Below are 18297 nucleotides of genomic sequence, written 5' to 3' on the forward strand. Positions count from 1 at the left end.
ATCGGTAGCTCGCTCTGCCAGTTCACGTAGTCCGTGACGCGCCGCTCGGCCGTGCGGCGGTCGAAGATCTCGAGACGCACGGGGATGCGCGCCTCGTCCTGGGTCACCCACAGCTCCCGGCGACCGGCCCCGTCGGTGATGCGCAGGACCACCGCGGGCCTCCCGATCAGCTGCTCTTCGCGGACCACCTCGGCGCCCTGCTCGACGAGGATCGCGTACTCGTTGCCGAAGGGTCGGCGATCGGTCCGGTCTTCGGCCACGACGGCGGGCTCGCGCTCGATCGCCAGCCCTTCGAGGGTGAGTCCGTCGTAGGCGTAGTACTTCTCACCGTTCACGATGGTGATGATCTTGTGGCCGGCCACGACGGTCTCGGCCCGCAACTTCGACCCCTTCGACCAGAAGTGGGAGACGTTGAGGCCCGCGCCGCCCCGCGCGAGAGCCTGGGCGTACCAGGTGTGGAGCGTCTCTTCTTCCTCCGCGAGCGCGGGCGGCGCGACGAGGAGCAAGACCATCGGGAGGAGCGCAAAGAGCGTACGAGGTCGGGGCATCGGTCCGAGACTAGCCCGAGGCGGGGTTCCGTTCCCTGCTAGCCTGTGCAGGAATGAGCGAGACTGCAGTCGCAGGCCGTCTCTGGTCGGACGGCTTCTACGGGCGCATTCCGCTGCCGCCGCTCGCGGTCGGGGCGCTTTGTGCAGCGCTGCTGGTCGGGATCCTCACGCTCGCGGCCGAATGGAGCGGCGCCTTCGAGGTGCTCGCGTCGCGTGGGCTCTCCTGGTGGCAGCACCGGGACGGTCGCATCGCCGTGCTCCTGGCGCTGCTCGCCGTCACCACGCCGACCGCGCTTCGATACCACGAACTCGGTACGCGGCGGAACCTCGACGCGCTCGCGGCCTCGGACCTGTGGCCCGAGGGCTTCCCGACCGAGGTGTGGCGAGAGGGCGCCCCGGATCTCCAGCGCGCGCTGTTCTTCGGCCTGACCGGCTTCGCGCTCGTCCCCTTCGTCGCATCGCTCGTCGACGGCAATCCGAGCATCTACTTCGGTCCCGACTACTGGGGCATCTGGCAGGCGTGGCACTGGGTGACCGGCGCGTTCGCCGCGTTCTGGGGCGGTGTCTTGATCTACCGGGTCCAGGCCGACGCGCGCACCTTCGCCGCGCTGGCGGGCTCGGTGGAACGGGTCGACCTGCTGCGACGGGAGTCCTGGCTGCCGTTCACCCGCCAGGGCCTTCGCTCGACGGTTCCGGGCGCCATCTTCGTCACCTTCCTCGCGCTGAATCTCGTCGACGCCGACTTCTGGATCGCGATCGCGGTGCTGGGCACCGTGGTCGTCGTCCAGAACCTCACCCTGCTGCTGCGGCCCCTGCGCGGGATCCGGGATCGACTGCGCGAGGCGAAGCGCGCCGAGCTGGGGCGGGTGGACGCCGCGATCCGCGGCGAAGCGGGCGCCCTCGACGGCTCGCTGATCGGTGCGCGCGAGGCCCCGGGCCTCGCGGATCTGCTGGCCTGGCGGCGCTTCGTCGAGGCGGTCCCCGAGTGGCCGATCGACGCATCGACCCTCGGGCGCCTGGCGCTCTACGTCGGGATCCCGCTCTTCTCCTGGGTGGGCGCGGCTCTCGTCGAGCGCATGCTGGACGCCGTCATCGACTAGCGCGTCGTCGGGCGCAGACGTTGCGATAGTCTCCGCGCCATGCAGAAAGCACTCAGCATCGCCGGCTCCGACCCGACGGGGGGCGCCGGGTTGCAAGCCGACCTCCAGGTCTTCCGCGCAAACGGTGTCCACGGTATGGCGGTGGTCACGGCCCTGACCGTCCAAGACCCGACGAAGGTGCACCAGATGTTGCCGGCGTTTCCGAACGTCGTGCTCGATCAGCTGCGCGCGCTGCTGAGGAGCGTGCCCCCGGATGCCGTCAAGATCGGCGCACTCGCGACGGACGACGTCGCGCGCAGCGTCGATCTGGGGATGGACCTGCTCGATCCCGAGAAGCGCACGCCGATCGTGATCGACCCCGTGCTCTTCGCGAGCGACGGCAGCGCGTTGCTCGAGCGCCGAGCCTACGGGACGCTGCAGGACCTGATCGGCCGCGCGCATCTCGTGACGCCGAACCTGCCGGAAGCTGCGACGCTCACGGGCAGCGACGTCTCCACCCGCGAGGGGGTCGAGGCCGCGGCCGCCGCGCTCGTGACGGGGATGGGCGCTGGCGCTGCCCTGGTGAAGGGCGGCCACCGCGACGGTAGCCCGGACGACCTGCTCGCTCTGCGCAGCGGCGGCAGCGTCAGCTTCCATTGGCTCGACGGCGAACGCGTCGAGACGGGCCCGGTGCACGGCACGGGGTGTTCGCTCGCGTCGGCGATCACGGCCTTGCTCGCACGTGGCGTTGCACTTCCCGAGGCCGTCGAGGGCGGCCGGCGCTTCGTGCAGAAGGCGCTCCGCAACGCCCAGGAGCACTTCCTGGTCTACTAGCGGGCGGGGTAGAAGGTCCGACGCGATCGGGGCCGCGGTGTCGGGTAGAGACCGGCCGCGCGGAAGAGTTCGGCTGTCTCGTCCCTCGAGAGTCCCGCGAAGAAACGCAGGGCGAACCAGGGGAAGAGGAGCGAGATCACCGCTCCCAGGAAGAAGCCGAAGGCGCCGACGAGGCCCGTCCAGACGTCCGCCTGCGCCAGCGTCAGGCCGAATCGGGCCTGGATCGCTTCACTCATCCACGGCGGCGAGCCCAGGGTCGCCATGGTCGCGAGGAGTGCCCCGAGTGGAGCGGCACCCGCGAGCGCGAAACCGAACCGACGTCGATCCCACCAGAAGAAGTTCGCGACGGAGGGGTCCTTCCGCGAGAACACGAACTCCTCGACGTTCGCCAGGCTCAGGGCGGACCACACGATCCCGAATTGGAGCACCAGGATCTCGGCTTGCTCGGAGGCTTCGAAGGCCTCGAACCCGTAGCTGAGGCCCGCCACCCATCCGACGACCGACAGCAGGTGGGCGATCTGGGCCACCTGCAGGCGCCGGGAATAGAGCGCGCGGGCGGGCCTGGGCTTGAGGCGGATCGGCGTTCGCACCCAGCGCGCCAGGGCCACCGTGCCCAGAAACTGGAGCAGCGCGGCCAGCGTCCCGAGAATCGCTCCGGCGGCCATGTTCGTGCTTCGACGGGCCGCAGCGCGGGCTTGACTCGACTTCGGCTCAGGCCTCGAGGGCGGCGAGCAGCTTCTCCCAGATGCCGTCGAAGGCGCCGTTGCTCATGACGACGGCGACGTCGCCGGGAGCGGCTTCGGCTACGACGTGGTCCACGATCGCGTCGACGTCGGAGATGGCCTCGGCCACGAGCTCTCGGTCTTCGAGATCGGCTGCCAGCTGTGCGGCCGAAAACTTCTCCGTCACCTCGCCAGTTGCGCTGTAGATCGGCGTGTCCGGGACCTCGCGGATCACGATGCGATCGGCGGCGTCGAAGGCCTCGGCGTACTGCTGCTGGAACACCTTGCGGCGGCTGGTGTTCGTGCGCGGTTCGAAGATCGCCACGATGCGACGGCCGGGGTAGCGGGCGCGCACGGCGGTGAGCGTCGCGGCGACGGCCGTCGGATGGTGGGCGAAGTCATCGAGCACGGTCACGCCCGCCGCCTCGCCGCGCACCTCGAGTCGACGTCGTACGCCGCGAAACCCCATCAGCGCGGCCATCGCCCCCTCGAAGGGGACGCCGAGCTCCGTGGCGACGGCCACGGCGGCGACTGCGTTCTCGAGGTTGTGATCCCCGTAGAGCGGGACCAGAGACGCTGTGCCCGGCTGGCCCGGGCGCCGGAGCTGGAAGCGGGTGCCTTCTTCGGTGGCTTCGAGGTCGGTGGCGGCGTAGTCGAGGGAGCGGTTCGCCCCGACGCCGTAGCCCACGACGCGGCAGCGCGCGTCGCGCACGACGTCGGCGACCCCCTCGTGACCCACCGCTGCGATCACCGTGCCGTCTTCGGGCATCTGGCGCAGCAGGGTGCGGAAGGCGTCCTTCACGTGGTCGAGGTCGCGATAGATGTCGGCGTGGTCGAACTCGACCGACGTGATCACCAGCGTCTGCGGGTGGTAGTGGAGGAACTTCGGCGTCTTGTCGAAGAAGGCGGTGTCGTATTCGTCGCCTTCGACGACGAAGTGTTCGCCGTCGCCCTCGCGGAAGGAACCGCCGAAGTCGAGGGCGTGGCCGCCCACGAGCAGCGACGGATCGCAGCCGGTGCGCATCAGGACCGAGCCCACCAGGCTGGTGGTCGTGGTCTTGCCGTGGGTGCCGGTCACGACCACCGAGTGCTTTCCGGCGATCGCCAGTTCGTAGAGGGCGTCCGAGAAAGACCGGTAGGGCAGGCCCTCGTCGAGCACGGCCTTCGCCTCCGGGTTGTCCGGCCGCACCGCGTTGCCGATCACCACGAGGTCGGGATCCTCGGCGGCGACGTTCTCGGCGCGAAATCCCTCGTGGACCCGAATGCCCCAGCCTTCGAGCAGCGTGCTCATCGGCGGGTAGAGCTGGTCGTCGGATCCCGTGACGCGCAGGCCGCGCGCATGGAGCAGGCCCGCGAGGCTCCCCATGCCCGTACCGCCGATGGCGACGAAGTGAACGCTGCGCGGCGCTTCGTTCTTCACGCGATCTCCACGACCCACTCGCGGGAACTCACTCGGCGAGGAAGCCTTCCATGATCAGGTCGTGCACGATCGGACGCAGCTCGAAGCGGCTCTTCTTCGCGACCTGGTGCACCCGATTGGTGAGCATGACGATGATGGCCTCGCGCTCGAGGTCGATCCAGAGTGACGTCCCCGTGAAGCCCAGGTGCCCGATCGACTGAACCGAGAAGTGCTTCCCCGACGACGACTGGCCTTCGGTGGGGGTGTCCCAACCGAGGGCCCAGTCCGATCCTTTCGGCAGCTGCTGGCGTTCGCTGAAGGCGCGGACCGCCTCCTGCGGTAGGACATCGCTGCGCCCGTGCCAGACGTCGAGCCAGGCCTGGGCGAAGCGCATCACCGCGTCGGCCGGAGCGAAGAGGCCGGCGTGGCCGGCCACGCCGCCCATCGACCAGGCGTTGGGGTCGTGGACTTCCCCCCAGAGGATGCGCTCCCGCCACGCGCAGTTCTCTGTGGCGGCGACCCGGCGTCGCAGGGGGTCGGGCAGCTCGGATCCCTCTTCGAGGGGGATGAAGAAGGTGTCGCTGAGACCGAGGGGCTCGGCCACGCACTCGCGGAACACGTCGTCGAGGCGCTGTTGGGTGACGGCTTCGACGACGGCGCCCAGGGTGATGAAGTCGAGGTCGCCGTAGACCGCGGCGGCTCCGGGCTCGTGGACCAGTCCGGAGCGCACGATGCGCTCGATCACGAACTCGCGCCCCGTCGCGGTGCCGAGCCAGCGTTCTCCGGTCTTTTGCTCGCGTTCGACGAGGAGCTCGTGAAACGCGCGCCAGGGCTTCAGCCCCGCGCTGTGGGTCAGGAGGTGGCGGATCGTGACCGCTTCCTTGTCACGCTCGGCGAAGGTCGGCAGGAATTTCGCGACCGGAGCGTCCAGGTCGACGCTGCCCTCGTGCACCAGCTGCATCAGGGTGGTCGTCGTGACCAGTGGCTTCGTGAGCGAGGCGAGATCGAAGATCGTCTCGCGGCTCATCGGAATGCGCTCCGGGCGTACCACGGCCAGGCCGCGGACCGAGACGTGCTCGATGACCTCGCCCTCGCGCGGCATGCGTGCGAGGACGACGGCCCCCGGAATCTCGGCGCGTCCGATGGCCTTGTCGATGGCACGGTCGACACGCTCGAGCTTGCGACGAATCAGACTCCACTTCACGTGTATCGAAACCCCCCGACGGTGGATGGTAGCGCCGCCGTTGCGCTGTGGGGCGCTCCGAGGACCGCTCTTCGAAGGCGGAGGCGCGTCGCGCGGCTCGCTGCTCGGGCGGAGACTCAATACTCGAAGTCGTCCCCCGCCGGCCCGCCGATGAAGTCGGCGTCCGGGTCGACGACGAAGCTGCCGCCGGCCTCGGGCTGCGGGGCTTCGTCGCCGCCGAAGCCCGGCGTCTCGGGCAAGCCCATTTCGCTGCGTCGCTGGTCGGTGAGGTCGCTGAACTTCGCGTACTGACCGTCGAATTGGAGTCGGATCGTGCCCGTCGGCCCGTTGCGCTGCTTCGCGATGATCAGCTCGGCCAGACCGTGGTTCTCTTCGGTCGGGTTGTAGACCTCGTCGCGATAGATGAACGCGATGACGTCTGCGTCCTGCTCGATCGCACCCGATTCCCGCAGGTCGCCCATGTTCGGGCGGCGCTTGTCCGGGTCGCGCTGTTCCGGGCCCCGGTTGAGCTGGGAGAGCGCGATCACCGGGACGTCGAGCTCCTTCGCCAGTGCTTTGAGCCCGTGGCTGATCTCGGCGATCTCGAGGTCCTTGCGCTGGGTGGGCGTGTTGCCGTGGGCGAGCTGGAGGTAGTCGACCATCACGAGGTCGAGGCCGTGCTCGGAATGCAGCCGGCGGCACTTCGCCTTGATCTCGAGGATCGTGATCGTGCCGCTGTCGTCCATCCAGATGTTCGCGTTCGACAGCTTGTTCGCTGCCTGCTGGATGCGCTTGTAGGCATCGGCATTGCCGTAGCCCTTGCGGAAGTTGGTGAAGTTGACGCGCGCTTCCGAGGCCAGCAGTCGCAGGATCAGCGAGCGCTTCGTCATCTCGAGCGAGAAGACCGCGACCTTGCGGCTGTGGTCGAGCGCCGCGTTGCGCGCCAGGTTCAACGCCAGGGCGGTCTTTCCCATACTGGGCCGCGCCGCGACGATGATCAGTTCGCCGGGCTGGAGCCCGCCGGTGTCGGCGTCGAGGTCCGAATACCCCGTCGGGACGCCGGTGAGCTCGCCGCTGCTGCGCATCAGCATGTCGACGTGGTCCATCGCGTCGTGGAGGCCCGAGTCGAGGGACGTGAAGGTGGTGCGCGCCTCGGCCTGGCCGAGCTCGAAGATCTTCGACTCGGCGGCGTCGAGGAGCGTCTCAGCGCGGCCGTCCTCCTCGAAGCTGGATTCGGTGATCTCGCTGGCGACGCGGATCAGATTCCGCTTGATCGCCTTGTCGCGGACGATGCGCGCGTGGTGCACGACGTTCGCGGCGGTCGCTTCGTAGTCGGAGAGCTCGGACAGGTAGACGAGACCGCCCACGTGATCGAGCTTCTTCGCCGCGTTCAGGTAGTCCGAGAGCGTGTGCAGATCGACGGGCTCGTTCTCGTCCTGGAGCGCGAGCATTGCCTTGTAGATCTGCTGGTGGGACGGGTGATAGAAGTCGTCCGGCGCCACTTCGTTCAGCACGACGTGGATCGCGGTGTTCTCGATGAGCAGCGCGGACAGGACCGCCTTCTCGGCTTCGAGATCGTGCGGCGGAACGCGTCCGATGTCGGCGCGTGCGTTCGTGCGCGGCTCGACCAGATCCGGTCCGATGGACTCGGCCACGAAAAGTCCCCCCTACCGCTCGGTTCTCGTGCCGAACGGAGAGAGATCTTACCAAGCCTGCTCGCGGGCGGGGGCCGCTATCCCGCGTCGGAAGCGGCGTCTCCGTCGGACGCAGCGTCGGAAGACGCCGTTTCTTCCTGGGCGTCCGCCTCGGCGTCCTCGTCTTGCTCGCGACGGCGCGAGCGGTCGTCGAAGTCCTCGACATCGTCGTCGTCGATGGCGGGACCGCCTTCGCCGATCACCTTGACCGTCAGCTCGGCCGAGAGCTCGCGGAGCAGCTTGACCGTGACCTTGTGCTCGCCGACTTCCTTGATCGGGTCACGCAGGTCGATGCGACGCCGGTCGATCGGAATGCCCGCTTCTTCGACCTTCTCGGCGATGTTGGCGGCCGTCACCGAACCGAAGAGCTTGCCGCCATCGCCAGCACGCGCGCCGATCTGGAGATCGAGGCCCTCGAGCTGCTTCTTCACGGCCTTCAGGCTCGTGAGCTCGCGGGCCGCCTTCTCCTCGGCGATGCGCTTGTTGTGTTCGAGTTCCTGCACCCTGCCGGCCGTCGCGAGGATGGCCTTGCCCTGGGGGAGGAGATAGTTGCGGGCGAACCCGGGCTTCACCTTCACGAGGTCGCCGGCTTCACCGAGGTTGTGGATGGACTCGACCAGGATGAGCTGCACCTGGCTCACGACGTGGTCTCATCTTCGGCCGGGGCGCTCTCGGCGGCCGGCTCGGCAGCGGCTTCCGCCGGTGCCTCTTCAGCGGCCGGAGCCTCCTCGGCAGCGGGCTCGGGAGCGGGTTCGGCGGCGGGCTCGGGAGCCGGCGCTGCTTCCGCAGCCTTCGCGGCGGCGGCGGCCTCTTCGGCGGCCCGGGCGGCTTCCTCGGCGTCTCGGGCAGCCTTCTCGGCGGCGCGCTTGACCCGGTCTTCCTCGAACCCCACGGCTTCGGCGCGGCGGGCATCGAGGTCGGCGACGTCCTCGCTCGCCAGCACGGTCAGGAACCGGAGGATCGAGTCGTCGAGCCGCGCGACGCGCTCGAGCGCAGGCACCACGGCGCCTTCCGACAGGAAGTGCAGCACCTGGTAGTGGCCCTTCTGGAAGTTCTGGATCTCGTAGGCCAGTCGGCGGCGGCCCCAATCCTCGTAGAAGAGCTTCTCCGAGTCGTTCTCGGCGAGGATGCCCTCGAAGCGCTGGTTGATCGCCTCGATCCCCTCGTCGGAAATCTCGGGCTGAACGACGAACGTGAACTCGTACTCGCGCACGATCCCTCCTGGACGGAGCACCGGGGGTGCCGGCTCCGGGCCCGGATGGCCAGCGCGCTGCGCGGGAGGACCGGGCCGAGGAAAAAAGGGGCAGACCTCGCGTCCGCCCCGGGGGCCGAAGGGTTAGCAGAGGTCCAGAGCGGCGTCGACCAGCGCCTGGTGGACGCGGGTCTCGGCGGTGAGCTCCGGGTGGAAGGTCGTGGCCCAGACGTTCCCCTGGCGGATCGCGACCGGGGCACCGTCGACCCGGGCCAGAACCTCGACGCCCTCGCCCGGACGCCGCAGCTGGGGCGCTCGGATGAAGACGCAGCGCATGCCGTCCCAGGGCCCGCCCTCGGCGGGCGCCGCGAACGAGTCGACCTGGGTGCCATACGCGTTGCGGGCGGCCACTACGTCGAGCAGGCCGAGGCTGCGGACCGGGTGGTTTTCGACCTCCCGGGCCAGGAGGACCGCGCCGGCACAGGTGCCGAGTACGGGGCGACCGCTCTCGGCGAAGGCCTGGAGCGGCTCGTAGAGCCCGAGCCGGTCGAGGCCCTTCGAGATGGTGGTGGACTCGCCCCCGGGCAGGATCAGCGCGTCGATCCCGTCGAGGGCCTTCGCGCCACGCACCGGGACGGCTTCGGCCCTGACCCGCGCGACCGCCTGGGCGTGGGCCTCGACGTCGCCCTGGACCGCGAGGATGCCGATGCGTTTCGTCGCTGTTCGCGTCATGTCTCGTCGTTCGTTCGTCCCGGAGATGCCGTGCCGGCGCGGCGGCGCCGAAGCACCGCCGCGCGCAACCGCTACCAGCCCCGGTTCGCCAGCCGCTCGTGCTCGGCGAGGGTTTCCATCTCGATACCGGGCATGGCGTCCTTCAGGCCCCGGCTCGCGGCGAGCACCTCTTCCGGCTCCTGCCAGTGGGTGGTCGCCCGCACGACGGCGCGGGCGCGGGCCGCCGGGTCGTCGCTCTTGAAGATGCCCGATCCGACGAACACGGCCTCGGCGCCCAGCGACATGCAGAGCGCCGCGTCGGCCGGCGTCGCGATGCCGCCCGCCGCGAAGTTGGGGACCGGCAGTCGTCCCTCACGGGCGACGCGGGTCACCAGCTCCACCGGCGCTTGCAGCTCCTTCGCGCGCGTATTCAGCTCTTCGGGTCGCAGCGCACCGAGGGCGCGAATCTCGCCCATCACCGAGCGCAGGTGACGCACGGCTTCCACGATGTTGCCGCTGCCGGCCTCGCCCTTGGTGCGGATCATGGCCGCCCCTTCGCCGATGCGGCGCAGCGCTTCGCCGAGGTTCCGCGCACCACACACGAAGGGCGAGCGGAACTCGTGCTTCGAGACGTGGTGCTCCTCGTCGGCCGGCGTGAGGACTTCGCTCTCGTCGATGAAGTCGACGCCGAGGGTCTCGAGCACGCGGGCTTCGAGCAGGTGGCCGATGCGGACCTTCGCCATCACCGGGATCGACACCGAACGCTGGATGCCCTCGATCACCTCGATGCTGCACATGCGGGCGACGCCGCCTTCCTTGCGAATGTCGGCGGGCACGCGTTCCAGGGCCATCACCGCGGCGGCGCCGGCCTCTTCGGCGATCTTCGCCTGGTCCGGGTTGGTGACGTCCATGATGACGCCTCCCTTGAGCATCTCGGCCAGGCCGACCTTGATCTCGAAGGACTGGGCGTCGCGGCGGTCGTTTCCGCTGCCGTTCTCTTGGGACATGTCGTGTCTCCTGTGGGTGCCTGGGGTCAGGCGTTGGGTTCGTGGAAGGAAGGCCGGTCGTTCAGACCGGTGCGTTCGCGGTGGCATTGCCGCCGCGGCGATGGGCATCGAGGACGCGAGCGAGGCGTTCGACTCCCGCCTCCAGGCGCTTCTCGTCGGCCATCGCGAAGGTGAGGCGCATGCCGCTCGAGCGCCTACCGTCGTGATGGAACTGGGCTCCCGGCGCAAAGAGCACGCCGGCCGCGACCGCGTCGGCGAGCAGGTCGCGGGTGTCGAGGTCTCCGCCGAGCTCCACCCAGACCTGGTAGCCGCCTTCGGGCTCGGTCCAGCGCGAGCCTTCGGGGAGGTACTTCGCCAGCGCTTCGAGCAGAGCGTCGCGACGTTGGCGCAAGACGGGGCGCAGTCGACCGAGGTGCCGGTCGTACTCGCCGCAGCCGACGAACTCGGCGAGGGCCGCCTGCAGCGGCAGCGCGTCCGAGAGATCGCTGGCCTGCTTGAGGGCGAGGAGCGCGTCGCGCAGACGCCCGCGGGCCGAGATCGCGCCCACCCGTGCACCGGGGAAGAGCGACTTCGAGAACGAGAAGAGGTGGACGACGCTGCCGCTCGGGTCGAGGCCTGCGAGCGGCGAAGCCGCCTGGCCGGCGAAGCGCAGGTCCATCTCGTAGCCGTCTTCGATGACGGGGACCTTCGTCTGCTGGGCGATGTCGAGCAGACGGCGCCGATGGGCGAGCGACGTCGTCGTGCCCAGCGGGTTGTGGAAGGTCGGCATCGTGTAGAACGCCTTGACCTCGGGGCGCGCCAACGTGGCTTCGAGGGCCGCGAGGTCCACGCCGTCGTCGCGCATCGGTACCGGGGTCGTGCGCAGCCCGAGGGCCAGGGCCGCGCCGAGCACGTTGTTGTAGGTGGGCTCCTCTAGGGCGACGACGTCCCCGGGCGCGCAGAACAAACGCAGTGCGAGGGCGATGCCCTGGCTGGCACCGTGGCAGAGCACGAGATCTTCGGCCGACACCGGGAGCGAGGCGGCGGTCATGCGCGCCGCCAGGGTCTCGCGCAGGCCGGGGTGTCCTTCCGGGCTTCCGTAGAGCAAGAGCTCCGGACCGCCCTGGACGAGCGCGCGGTTGAACGCCTTCCGGAAGGCGTCGGCCGGATACAGGGAGGGGTCGGGAACCAGGGCGTGGAGTGCGATGGCGTCGCGGGCGATGCCGAAGCGCGGCCGCGCGCGCTCGAAGGCCATCAGCCGTTCGACCGCCGGCGCCAGGACCGGCGTGAACGAGGTGGCGGTGGACGACTCGAGGCCGGCGTCGGCGACGAAGGTGCCGCGCCCCACGGCGGATTCGATGACGCCCTCCGAAGCGAGGGATTCGTAGGCGGTGGCAATCGTGTCGCGGTGGACCCCGAGCTGGCTCGCCAGGTCGCGGATGGTGGGCAGCCGGTGCCCGGATCCCAGCCCCTGGCTGGCGATCGCTTCGCGCACCGCGCCCGCGATCTGCTGGTAGACCGGAAGACCGCCGGACGATTCGCCCTTTTGCCAGTCGATTCGCACGCTCCGCAGGCTAGCGGGCTGCTATCGACCTGCCAATCCTCCAATTGGCCGCAAGAATCAGGTCAATTTCGGCGATTGTCGACCGGACAATCCGCGGATCCGCCTCCGCGGCAGCCGGGATTCTTCGGGGCTACTTCCGGTTCTCGCGGGGCCCGAGCAGGACCCCGCCGATCGCCAGGGCGGTGATCCCCACGAAGCCCGTGAAGAGCGCGCCCATCTTCCCCTGGCCGAGCAGCACCGGGTCGGTGAAGGCGGCCGAGGCCACGAAGAGCGCGACCGTCAACCCGAGCGCGGCGATGTAGCCGGCCATGATCAGCTCGCGGTAGCCCATCCGGTCGGGCAAGGGGAAGCCCAGCATCACGCCGGCCCAGCCGAAGAAGGTGATGCCGATGGTCTTGCCGACCACCAGCGATCCCAGGATCAACCAGGTCATCGGGCCGATGTCGGCAAACGCGACCCCCGCCTGGCTGAAGGCGAAGAAGAACAGCCCGAAGTCGACGAACAGCTTGAGCTGGTGCTCGAAGTTGTGGAGCGCCGAGTGGTCCATGTGGAGATCGTGGGCCAGCTCCTCGCCCATTTTGTCGATCTCGTCCTCCTCGGTGAACATGCCGAGGTCGCGCCGCGGTCCGGGCAGGAAGGGCACGATGAAGCAGAGCGCGAGCGCCGGGTGCAGATGGGCCAGGATCAACCCGGACCACGAGAGCGGTCCGGCGATCGCGATGTAGGGGATCCAGTTGTTCACGCCCATGCGCCGCAGCACGAAGGCGACGGCCATGCCGAGCAGCACCAGGCCCAGGAACTCGGGAGCTGCGGGGTTGTTCGGATCGCCGTAGAAGATCGCGATGATCACGAGGCCGATCGCGTCGTCGGCCACCGCCAGGAGCAGCAGGAAGTTCACGGCGGGGTGCCCGGTGCCGAAGACGGCGCGGGCCACCAACCAGGCGAGGGCGATATCGGTTGCGGTCGGAACCCCCCAGCCCCGGGCCAGCGTCGCGTAGTCGTCGACGCCCGTCTCGTAGACGCCTGCCGCGAAGAGCAGGGACAGCCCGAGGAAGAACACGCCCACCGGCCCGAAGACGCCGCCCAGGGTGGCGATCAGCGGGTTCATGGCCTTCGCCGGTGGGTTCAGGTCACCGCCGGGTAGACACGCTTCGGTGATTTCCTTCGCTGCGATACCGAAGAAGAACACCATGAAGATGTCGTTCACGATGAAATGCAGATCGAGAACGTGGTTGAAGATCGCCAGGTCGCCGAAGGGCTTCCAGTGAACCGCGTGGTGGTACCAGTCCGGCGCCGTATTCGCGGCGATCATCGCCACGGCGACACCCGCCAGGAGCGGGATCGAGAATTCTTGCAGCAGGTTGACGAAACCGCGTCGCGGGGTGTCACTCATGGTCGCTCAGACTACTCCGGAAAGGGTTCGGGCGTTCAAGCAACTTCGTCCGCCTTGTGCTCTCGATTGAACCGATTCATCGCTGCGGTGACGCCCTGATGAAGTGCGACATCGAGCGCCTCCGCCGCGACGTCCAGTCGATGACCCAGCTGCGCCGATTCGGGCTGGGTAAAAGAGCCGAGCACGTGATCGGCGGTGGAGATTCCCTCCGGCGGACGCCCGACGCCGAAGCGCAGGCGCGGCAGATCGCTCCGACCGAGGCGATCGAAGATGTCCACCAGTCCGCGGTGGCCGCCGGCTCCGCCGCGCGGCCGCAATCGCAGGCGTCCCAGAGGCAGGTCGACGTCGTCGTAGACGAGCAGGACGTCTCTGGAGACGTCCTCGATGTCGAGCGCTTCGAGCGCCAGGACGACCGCTTCACCGGACCGGTTCATGTAGGTCTGGGGCAACAGGGCCGCGGCACACAGGGGTGCCGACGAATCCCCTTCGTCAACGGGGGGCTGGATCCAGCCCGCGCCGTAACGAGAACGGAATCGCGTTTCCTCCGCAGACCAGCCGGCCCGCGCGGACCAGTGCTCGAGGACTCGGAAGCCGACGTTGTGGCGCGTGTCGACATACTCGGAGCCTGGGTTGCCGAGCCCGACGACGAGTTTGGACGGCGGCGGCAGCGCGGGCCCGCGCCTGCGCTCTCGCCAACGCGCGAACCAGCCCTTCACGATCGCGAGGGGCGGATGTCCCGCTCCCACGACTCGGTGATTCCCGAGCGCGCTCGCATGGCTTCGCCTCCCGGCGGCGGGAGATTTCCCGCCACTCCGCTAGGAGTCGTCGCCGCCTTCGCTCTTCTCTCCGCCGCCTTCGGCCGGCGCCGCCGCTTCGGCGCCCGCCTCGTCCTCGGCGATTTCTTCCGCAGCCGCTTCGGACTCGGCCTTTGCCGGCGCCGCCACGGAGACCACGGTGAGATCGGGGTCCGAGACGAGCTCGATGCCCTCGGGCAGCGGGATGTCGCGGATGTGGATGGAGTCGCCGAGAGCGAGCTCGGTGACGTCGACCGGAAGCTCCTCCGGAATCGCCCGCGGCAAGCAGTTCACCTCGATCTCGCGGAGCACCATGTCGAGGATGCCGCCGTCGAGCGCGACGCCCGTCGCCGTGCCGGTCACCTGCACCCGCACCGACACCTGAATGGCTTTGTTCACGTCGATCGCGTAGAGGTCGGCGTGGAGCAGATCGCCGCGCACCGGGTCGCGCTGCAGCTCCTTCACGAGCACCACCTGTCCGTCGAGGCCGCCCCCCGAGAGGTCGATCAGGGTGTTCAGGCCGGCCGCGCTCTTGCGCAGCATGGTCTCGAGCACCGTCGGATCGAACTCGATCGACGTGGCTTCTTGGGTGGGGCTGTAGCAGACGCCCGGTACCCGGCCGCTGGCGCGCAGCTTGCGCGTGTATCCCTTGCCGGTACTCGTTCGAGACTCGACGGCGAGCTGAAAATCGGACACGGATCTTCTCCTGCTGACGGCACGCGGTGCGCGCGGCCGGACGCGGCGTTCGGGCCGCGGCTCAGACGAACAGAGAGCTGACGCTCTCCTCGTTGTTGATGCGTCGGATGGCTTCCGACATGAGGTGCGCGATGCTGACGACGCGGATCTGCTCGCAGTCCTTCGCTTCCGCGCCGAGCGGCACGGAGTCGGTGATCACGAGCTCGGTGAGCGAAGAATCGCGAATCCGGCTGATGGCCGGACCCGAGAGCACCGGGTGCGTGATCGCCGCTGACACCATCTCGGCGCCGGCGTCTTTCAGGGCACCGGCGGCTTCGGTGAGCGTGCCGGCGGTGTCGACGATGTCGTCGACGATGACGCAGGTCCGTCCCTCGACGTCGCCGATGATGTTCATGACCTGCGACACGTTGGCGGCTTCGCGCCGCTTGTCGATGATCGCCAGATTGGCGTTCAGTCGCTTCGCGTAGGCGCGGGCGCGCTCCACACCGCCCGCGTCGGGCGAGATGATGGTCAGCGGCTGGTCCCCGTAGCGATCGCGGATCGCCTCGAGCAGCACCGGCGTCGCGAACAGGTTGTCCACCGGGATGTTGAAGAAGCCCTGGATCTGTCCAGCGTGGAGGTCGATGCAGAGCAGCCGGTGGGTACCGGCCGTACTGATCAGGTCGGCGACCAGCTTCGCGGAGATCGGCAGGCGCGGGCGCACCTTCCGATCCTGACGCGCGTAACCGTAGTAGGGGAGCACCGCCGTGATGCGCCGGGCCGAGGAGCGGCTCAGCGCGTCGACCATGATGAGCAGCTCCATCAGGTGCGTATTCGCTGGCGCGCAGGTGGACTGCATCACGAAGCAGTCGCAGCCGCGGACGTTCTCTTGGATCTCCACGTTGACTTCGCCATCGCTGAAGGTGCCGACGAGCGCCTTCCCCAGGTCGATGTCGAGATAGCGTGCCACCGCCGTGGCGAGATCCGGATTGGCGTTGCCCGTGAAGAGCTTGAGGTCGTTCATGCGGTGGGTCTCGGGGGTCGGCCCGACGTCGAATCGGAGCGGGCTTTCGGGTGAGGAAACGGAAGCGGGCCGCTTGGCTGGGGCGGTAGGACTCGAACCTACAAATGGCGGCTCCAAAGGCCGCTGCCTTACCAATTTGGCGACGCCCCATCGAAGGGGAATTCAGGGGAAACGTGGAGGAAGCTTCGGAGCGGCAGCCTCGTGGTGACCGGTTCGCCCCGATCGCCGCACTCTGGTCGCTCCCAGGCCCGTGCCCACCCAAAAGGAATGCCCCGCGGTGGGGCCCCACCGGGGGCAAGGCCGGGGCGGCCGGGCGCCTCCCCAGCGCTGCAGATTATCCTCAATCCCGGGTTGCCGCGACCCGCTGCCAGCCCTGCTCGGGCCCTTCGAGGCGCTCCGCGGCGGCCGCGGCCGCGCTGCGATCGCGGAAGATGGCGAACAGCGTCGCGCCGCTGCCCGACATCCCGACCGCGCGCGGCTCGAGCGCCTCGAGCTCGGAGCGCAGGCGCCCGATCGGGGGGCACAGCCGAACGGCCGGCGCCTCGAGATCATTGTGGAGCAGCGCCTGGAGCGCCCCAGCGTCCCCGACGGTCTGGGCGAGGTCGGCGGGCCGCGGTGGGCACGCGCCGGGCTTCTCGAGCGCGTCGTAGGCGCGATAGACCTCGGCGGTGGCCAGAGCCTCGCCCGGGTTGGCGAGCAGCAGACCCAGCGGTGGGAGATCCCCCACAGGTTCCCGCACCTCGCCGATCCCCGAGACCCAGGCGGGTTCCGGGCGCAGGAAGTAGGGCACGTCTGCACCCAGTGAGAGGGCCAGGCTCTCGAGGACCGCGGGTTCCAGCGCGTCCGGGTAGGCGCGCCGCAGGCCGCGCAACACCGTCGCCGCGTCGCTGGAGCCGCCGCCGAGACCGGCTGCCACGGGGATGTGCTTCGTCAGACCGATCTCGACGTGGGCGTCGATCTGCGCCCGCTCGAGAAAAGAGCGCGCGGCGCGGGCCGCCAGGTTGTCTCCGCCGACGGGCGTCCCGTCGGCTTCTCCCACGACCCGCAACGAGACCTCGACGCGTGCGGCGGGCTCGACCTGGAGTGCGATGCCGTCGGCGAGATCGAGCGGCACGAACAGGCTCTCGAGTTCGTGATAGCCGTCGTCGCGCGTCGCGACGATCCGCAGCCCGAGATTGATCTTCGCCGGTGCGTCGAGATGAAAGGAAGGGGACACGGAGCGGCTTTCAGCCCTTCGCGCGCACGAAGCCCATGCGCAGCTCGTACAAGACGCTCTGCAGCAGCTTCGCCTCTTCGTCCGAGAGGTTCCCCTGGGTCTTCGCCTGCATCATCTCGAGGGTGTCGATGGTGTGCTGGGCCAAGGGGAGGTTCGGCGGCGGAGGCTCGCTGCCGTCGGGATTCGGTGCCTGGCCCAGATGGACCATGGCCGAGGTGGCCAGCGACAGCACGAAGGTCGAGAAGTCGATCTTCGGCAGCTCGCCCTCTTCGCCGGCGTCCTGCACGGTGAAGCCGGCCTTGTTCGGATCCGAATCGCTCATGTCGCGGGCTCCTGGTCGACGCCCACGGCGGTCTCGGAAGCCGCGGGTTGCGCCGGGGCTCCGGACGCCTCGACGTCGAGTTTCGCCATCTCGCGTCGGGCGTGGTCGATCCGCTGCCAGGCGGTCACCAGGCTCCCGAGCGCGATGGCCCAGACCGCCCAGGGTAGGAAACCGAGGATGGCGCCGGCGGCCAGCAGGCCGATGCGCTCACCGCGCTCCATCCAGCCGATCTCGAAACTGGGCAGCTCGAGCTCGGCCCGGGCCTTCGAGTACGAGACCAACACCATCGCCGCCATGGCGAGTCCGCAGCCGGCCACGTGTATGAGCGCATCCTCGCGCGCGAAGTGCACGCTGGCGCCCGCCATCAGCACCATGTCGACCCAGCGATCGAGGGTGGAATCGAGGAACCCGCCGAAGCGCGTGGAGATGCCCCGGTGTCTCGCGACCACGCCGTCGGTGAGGTCGAAGAAGCCGCCAACGAGGATCAGGATCCCCCCCAGCACGAGCGATCCCATCGCGAGCGCCGCGGCGGCGCCCGTCGACACGAGCGCACCGGTGACCGTCAGCGTGTTCGGATCGAGCCGTCCCCAGAAGAGAAAGGGAAACAGCCGGTGGATCAGCGCATCGAGGTTCTGTCCGACCGTCGATTTGATCAAGGCGATCCCGGGGCGGAGCCCCTCGCGGGGCGGCCGGCGCTAGGAGAGCGGTGCCTGGGGAACCGCCGGAGCCTCTTCCTCTGCGGGGTCGTCAGTCGCGTCGCCGAGCGTCATGCTCTTGGCGCCGACGTCGGGCAGGCCCTCGAGCAGCTGGCCGCGCTCGTCGGCGGTCATCCAGCCACGGCGGTTCAAGAGGCGTCGGTCGTTGCGGAGGTCGGCAAGGGCCTTGCGGTTCATCGAATGAGGTCCTTTTCAAGCGGGGGCGGCAGTGGGTGCCCGTTCGGGCATCGCGCTTCGAGGCGCTC

Annotated in this window: 20 protein-coding genes and 1 tRNA gene; 2 read left to right on the forward strand and 19 right to left on the reverse strand. The window is 69.2% G+C overall.

Annotated elements, in window-relative coordinates; translation table 11 throughout:
- Positions 1-548 (reverse strand): hypothetical protein (locus tag AAF430_25510; GenBank protein MEM7413616.1); only part of this gene is annotated, 548 nt, incomplete at its 3' end.
- A gap of 53 nt (positions 549-601) precedes the next feature.
- Here AAF430_25510 and AAF430_25515 point away from each other — a divergent pair.
- Both AAF430_25515 and thiD read left to right on the forward strand, forming a co-directional pair.
- Positions 602-1648: a hypothetical protein gene (locus tag AAF430_25515; GenBank protein ID MEM7413617.1), complete on the forward strand. Its 1047-nt coding sequence runs from the start codon at positions 602-604 to the stop codon at positions 1646-1648.
- 39 nt (positions 1649-1687) lie between these two features.
- The gene (thiD, locus tag AAF430_25520; GenBank protein ID MEM7413618.1) at positions 1688-2461 is read left to right on the forward strand and encodes a bifunctional hydroxymethylpyrimidine kinase/phosphomethylpyrimidine kinase; all 774 of its coding nucleotides are present in this window, start codon (positions 1688-1690) and stop codon (positions 2459-2461) included.
- Here the strand turns inward: thiD and AAF430_25525 are convergent.
- The 18 genes from AAF430_25525 to AAF430_25610 all read right to left on the reverse strand — a co-directional run bounded on the left by AAF430_25525 (position 2458) and on the right by AAF430_25610 (position 18229).
- Positions 2458-3126 carry a hypothetical protein gene (locus AAF430_25525; protein ID MEM7413619.1) on the reverse strand — a complete coding sequence of 223 codons (669 nt, stop codon included), beginning with the start codon at positions 3124-3126 and terminating at the stop codon, positions 2458-2460. The genes thiD and AAF430_25525 overlap by 4 nt on opposite strands.
- A gap of 46 nt (positions 3127-3172) precedes the next feature.
- Positions 3173-4603 carry a UDP-N-acetylmuramate:L-alanyl-gamma-D-glutamyl-meso-diaminopimelate ligase gene (gene mpl / locus AAF430_25530; protein MEM7413620.1) on the reverse strand — a complete coding sequence of 477 codons (1431 nt, stop codon included), beginning with the start codon at positions 4601-4603 and terminating at the stop codon, positions 3173-3175.
- 28 nt (positions 4604-4631) lie between these two features.
- Complete coding sequence (locus AAF430_25535) at positions 4632-5786, reverse strand: serine hydrolase domain-containing protein (protein ID MEM7413621.1); 1155 nt, start codon at positions 5784-5786, stop codon at positions 4632-4634.
- Between the two features lie 116 nt (positions 5787-5902).
- Complete coding sequence (gene dnaB / locus AAF430_25540) at positions 5903-7420, reverse strand: replicative DNA helicase (protein MEM7413622.1); 1518 nt, start codon at positions 7418-7420, stop codon at positions 5903-5905.
- A 77-nt stretch (positions 7421-7497) separates the two neighbouring features.
- Positions 7498-8100 carry a 50S ribosomal protein L9 gene (gene rplI / locus AAF430_25545; GenBank protein MEM7413623.1) on the reverse strand — a complete coding sequence of 201 codons (603 nt, stop codon included), beginning with the start codon at positions 8098-8100 and terminating at the stop codon, positions 7498-7500.
- The gene (rpsF, locus tag AAF430_25550) at positions 8097-8672 is read right to left on the reverse strand and encodes a 30S ribosomal protein S6 (protein ID MEM7413624.1); all 576 of its coding nucleotides are present in this window, start codon (positions 8670-8672) and stop codon (positions 8097-8099) included. The genes rplI and rpsF overlap by 4 nt, the downstream gene beginning before the upstream one ends.
- Positions 8673-8795: 123 nt before the next feature.
- Entirely contained in the window at positions 8796-9383 is a 588-nt protein-coding gene (gene pdxT, locus AAF430_25555; GenBank protein ID MEM7413625.1) for a pyridoxal 5'-phosphate synthase glutaminase subunit PdxT, read from the reverse strand.
- A gap of 71 nt (positions 9384-9454) precedes the next feature.
- Positions 9455-10369, reverse strand: a complete 915-nt coding sequence (gene pdxS / locus AAF430_25560; GenBank protein MEM7413626.1) for a pyridoxal 5'-phosphate synthase lyase subunit PdxS — start codon at positions 10367-10369, stop codon at positions 9455-9457.
- Positions 10370-10430: 61 nt separating this feature from the next.
- Entirely contained in the window at positions 10431-11912 is a 1482-nt protein-coding gene (locus tag AAF430_25565) for a PLP-dependent aminotransferase family protein (protein MEM7413627.1), read from the reverse strand.
- A 130-nt stretch (positions 11913-12042) separates the two neighbouring features.
- On the reverse strand, positions 12043-13305 hold the full coding sequence (locus AAF430_25570) for a Na+/H+ antiporter NhaA (GenBank protein MEM7413628.1): 1263 nt from the start codon (positions 13303-13305) through the stop codon (positions 12043-12045).
- 35 nt (positions 13306-13340) lie between these two features.
- Positions 13341-14051, reverse strand: a complete 711-nt coding sequence (gene pth / locus AAF430_25575; GenBank protein MEM7413629.1) for an aminoacyl-tRNA hydrolase — start codon at positions 14049-14051, stop codon at positions 13341-13343.
- Between the two features lie 69 nt (positions 14052-14120).
- A complete protein-coding gene (locus tag AAF430_25580; GenBank protein MEM7413630.1) occupies positions 14121-14795 on the reverse strand; it encodes a 50S ribosomal protein L25 in 675 nt (224 codons plus the stop codon).
- 61 nt (positions 14796-14856) lie between these two features.
- The gene (locus AAF430_25585) at positions 14857-15798 is read right to left on the reverse strand and encodes a ribose-phosphate pyrophosphokinase (protein MEM7413631.1); all 942 of its coding nucleotides are present in this window, start codon (positions 15796-15798) and stop codon (positions 14857-14859) included.
- 74 nt (positions 15799-15872) lie between these two features.
- Positions 15873-15948, reverse strand: a tRNA-Gln gene (locus AAF430_25590).
- Between the two features lie 190 nt (positions 15949-16138).
- Positions 16139-17014, reverse strand: coding sequence for a 4-(cytidine 5'-diphospho)-2-C-methyl-D-erythritol kinase (locus AAF430_25595; GenBank protein MEM7413632.1), 876 nt, complete (start codon positions 17012-17014; stop codon positions 16139-16141).
- Positions 17015-17024: 10 nt separating this feature from the next.
- On the reverse strand, positions 17025-17336 hold the full coding sequence (locus AAF430_25600) for a DUF1844 domain-containing protein (GenBank protein MEM7413633.1): 312 nt from the start codon (positions 17334-17336) through the stop codon (positions 17025-17027).
- Positions 17333-17992 carry a CDP-alcohol phosphatidyltransferase family protein gene (locus AAF430_25605; protein ID MEM7413634.1) on the reverse strand — a complete coding sequence of 220 codons (660 nt, stop codon included), beginning with the start codon at positions 17990-17992 and terminating at the stop codon, positions 17333-17335. Before AAF430_25605 ends, AAF430_25600 begins: the two co-directional genes overlap by 4 nt.
- 39 nt (positions 17993-18031) lie before the next feature.
- The gene (locus AAF430_25610) at positions 18032-18229 is read right to left on the reverse strand and encodes a hypothetical protein (GenBank protein MEM7413635.1); all 198 of its coding nucleotides are present in this window, start codon (positions 18227-18229) and stop codon (positions 18032-18034) included.
- Positions 18230-18297: the final 68 nt, after the last annotated feature.

Source organism: Myxococcota bacterium (assembly GCA_039030075.1).
Lineage (GTDB): Bacteria > Myxococcota_A > UBA9160 > UBA9160 > SMWR01 > JAHEJV01.

Excerpts from the sequence above, each read along its gene's own strand:
- AAF430_25515 (MEM7413617.1), top strand. The coding sequence starts at position 602 with ATGAGCGAGACTGCAGTCGCAGGCCGTCTCTGGTCGGACGGCTTCTAC.
- thiD (MEM7413618.1), top strand. The coding sequence starts at position 1,688 with ATGCAGAAAGCACTCAGCATCGCCGGCTCCGACCCGACGGGGGGCGCC.
- AAF430_25525 (MEM7413619.1), bottom strand. The coding sequence starts at position 3,126 with ATGGCCGCCGGAGCGATTCTCGGGACGCTGGCCGCGCTGCTCCAGTTT.
- pdxT (MEM7413625.1), bottom strand. The coding sequence starts at position 9,383 with ATGACGCGAACAGCGACGAAACGCATCGGCATCCTCGCGGTCCAGGGC.
- pdxS (MEM7413626.1), bottom strand. The coding sequence starts at position 10,369 with ATGTCCCAAGAGAACGGCAGCGGAAACGACCGCCGCGACGCCCAGTCC.
- AAF430_25570 (MEM7413628.1), bottom strand. The coding sequence starts at position 13,305 with ATGAGTGACACCCCGCGACGCGGTTTCGTCAACCTGCTGCAAGAATTC.
- AAF430_25585 (MEM7413631.1), bottom strand. The coding sequence starts at position 15,798 with ATGAACGACCTCAAGCTCTTCACGGGCAACGCCAATCCGGATCTCGCC.
- AAF430_25600 (MEM7413633.1), bottom strand. The coding sequence starts at position 17,336 with ATGAGCGATTCGGATCCGAACAAGGCCGGCTTCACCGTGCAGGACGCC.
- AAF430_25610 (MEM7413635.1), bottom strand. The coding sequence starts at position 18,229 with ATGAACCGCAAGGCCCTTGCCGACCTCCGCAACGACCGACGCCTCTTG.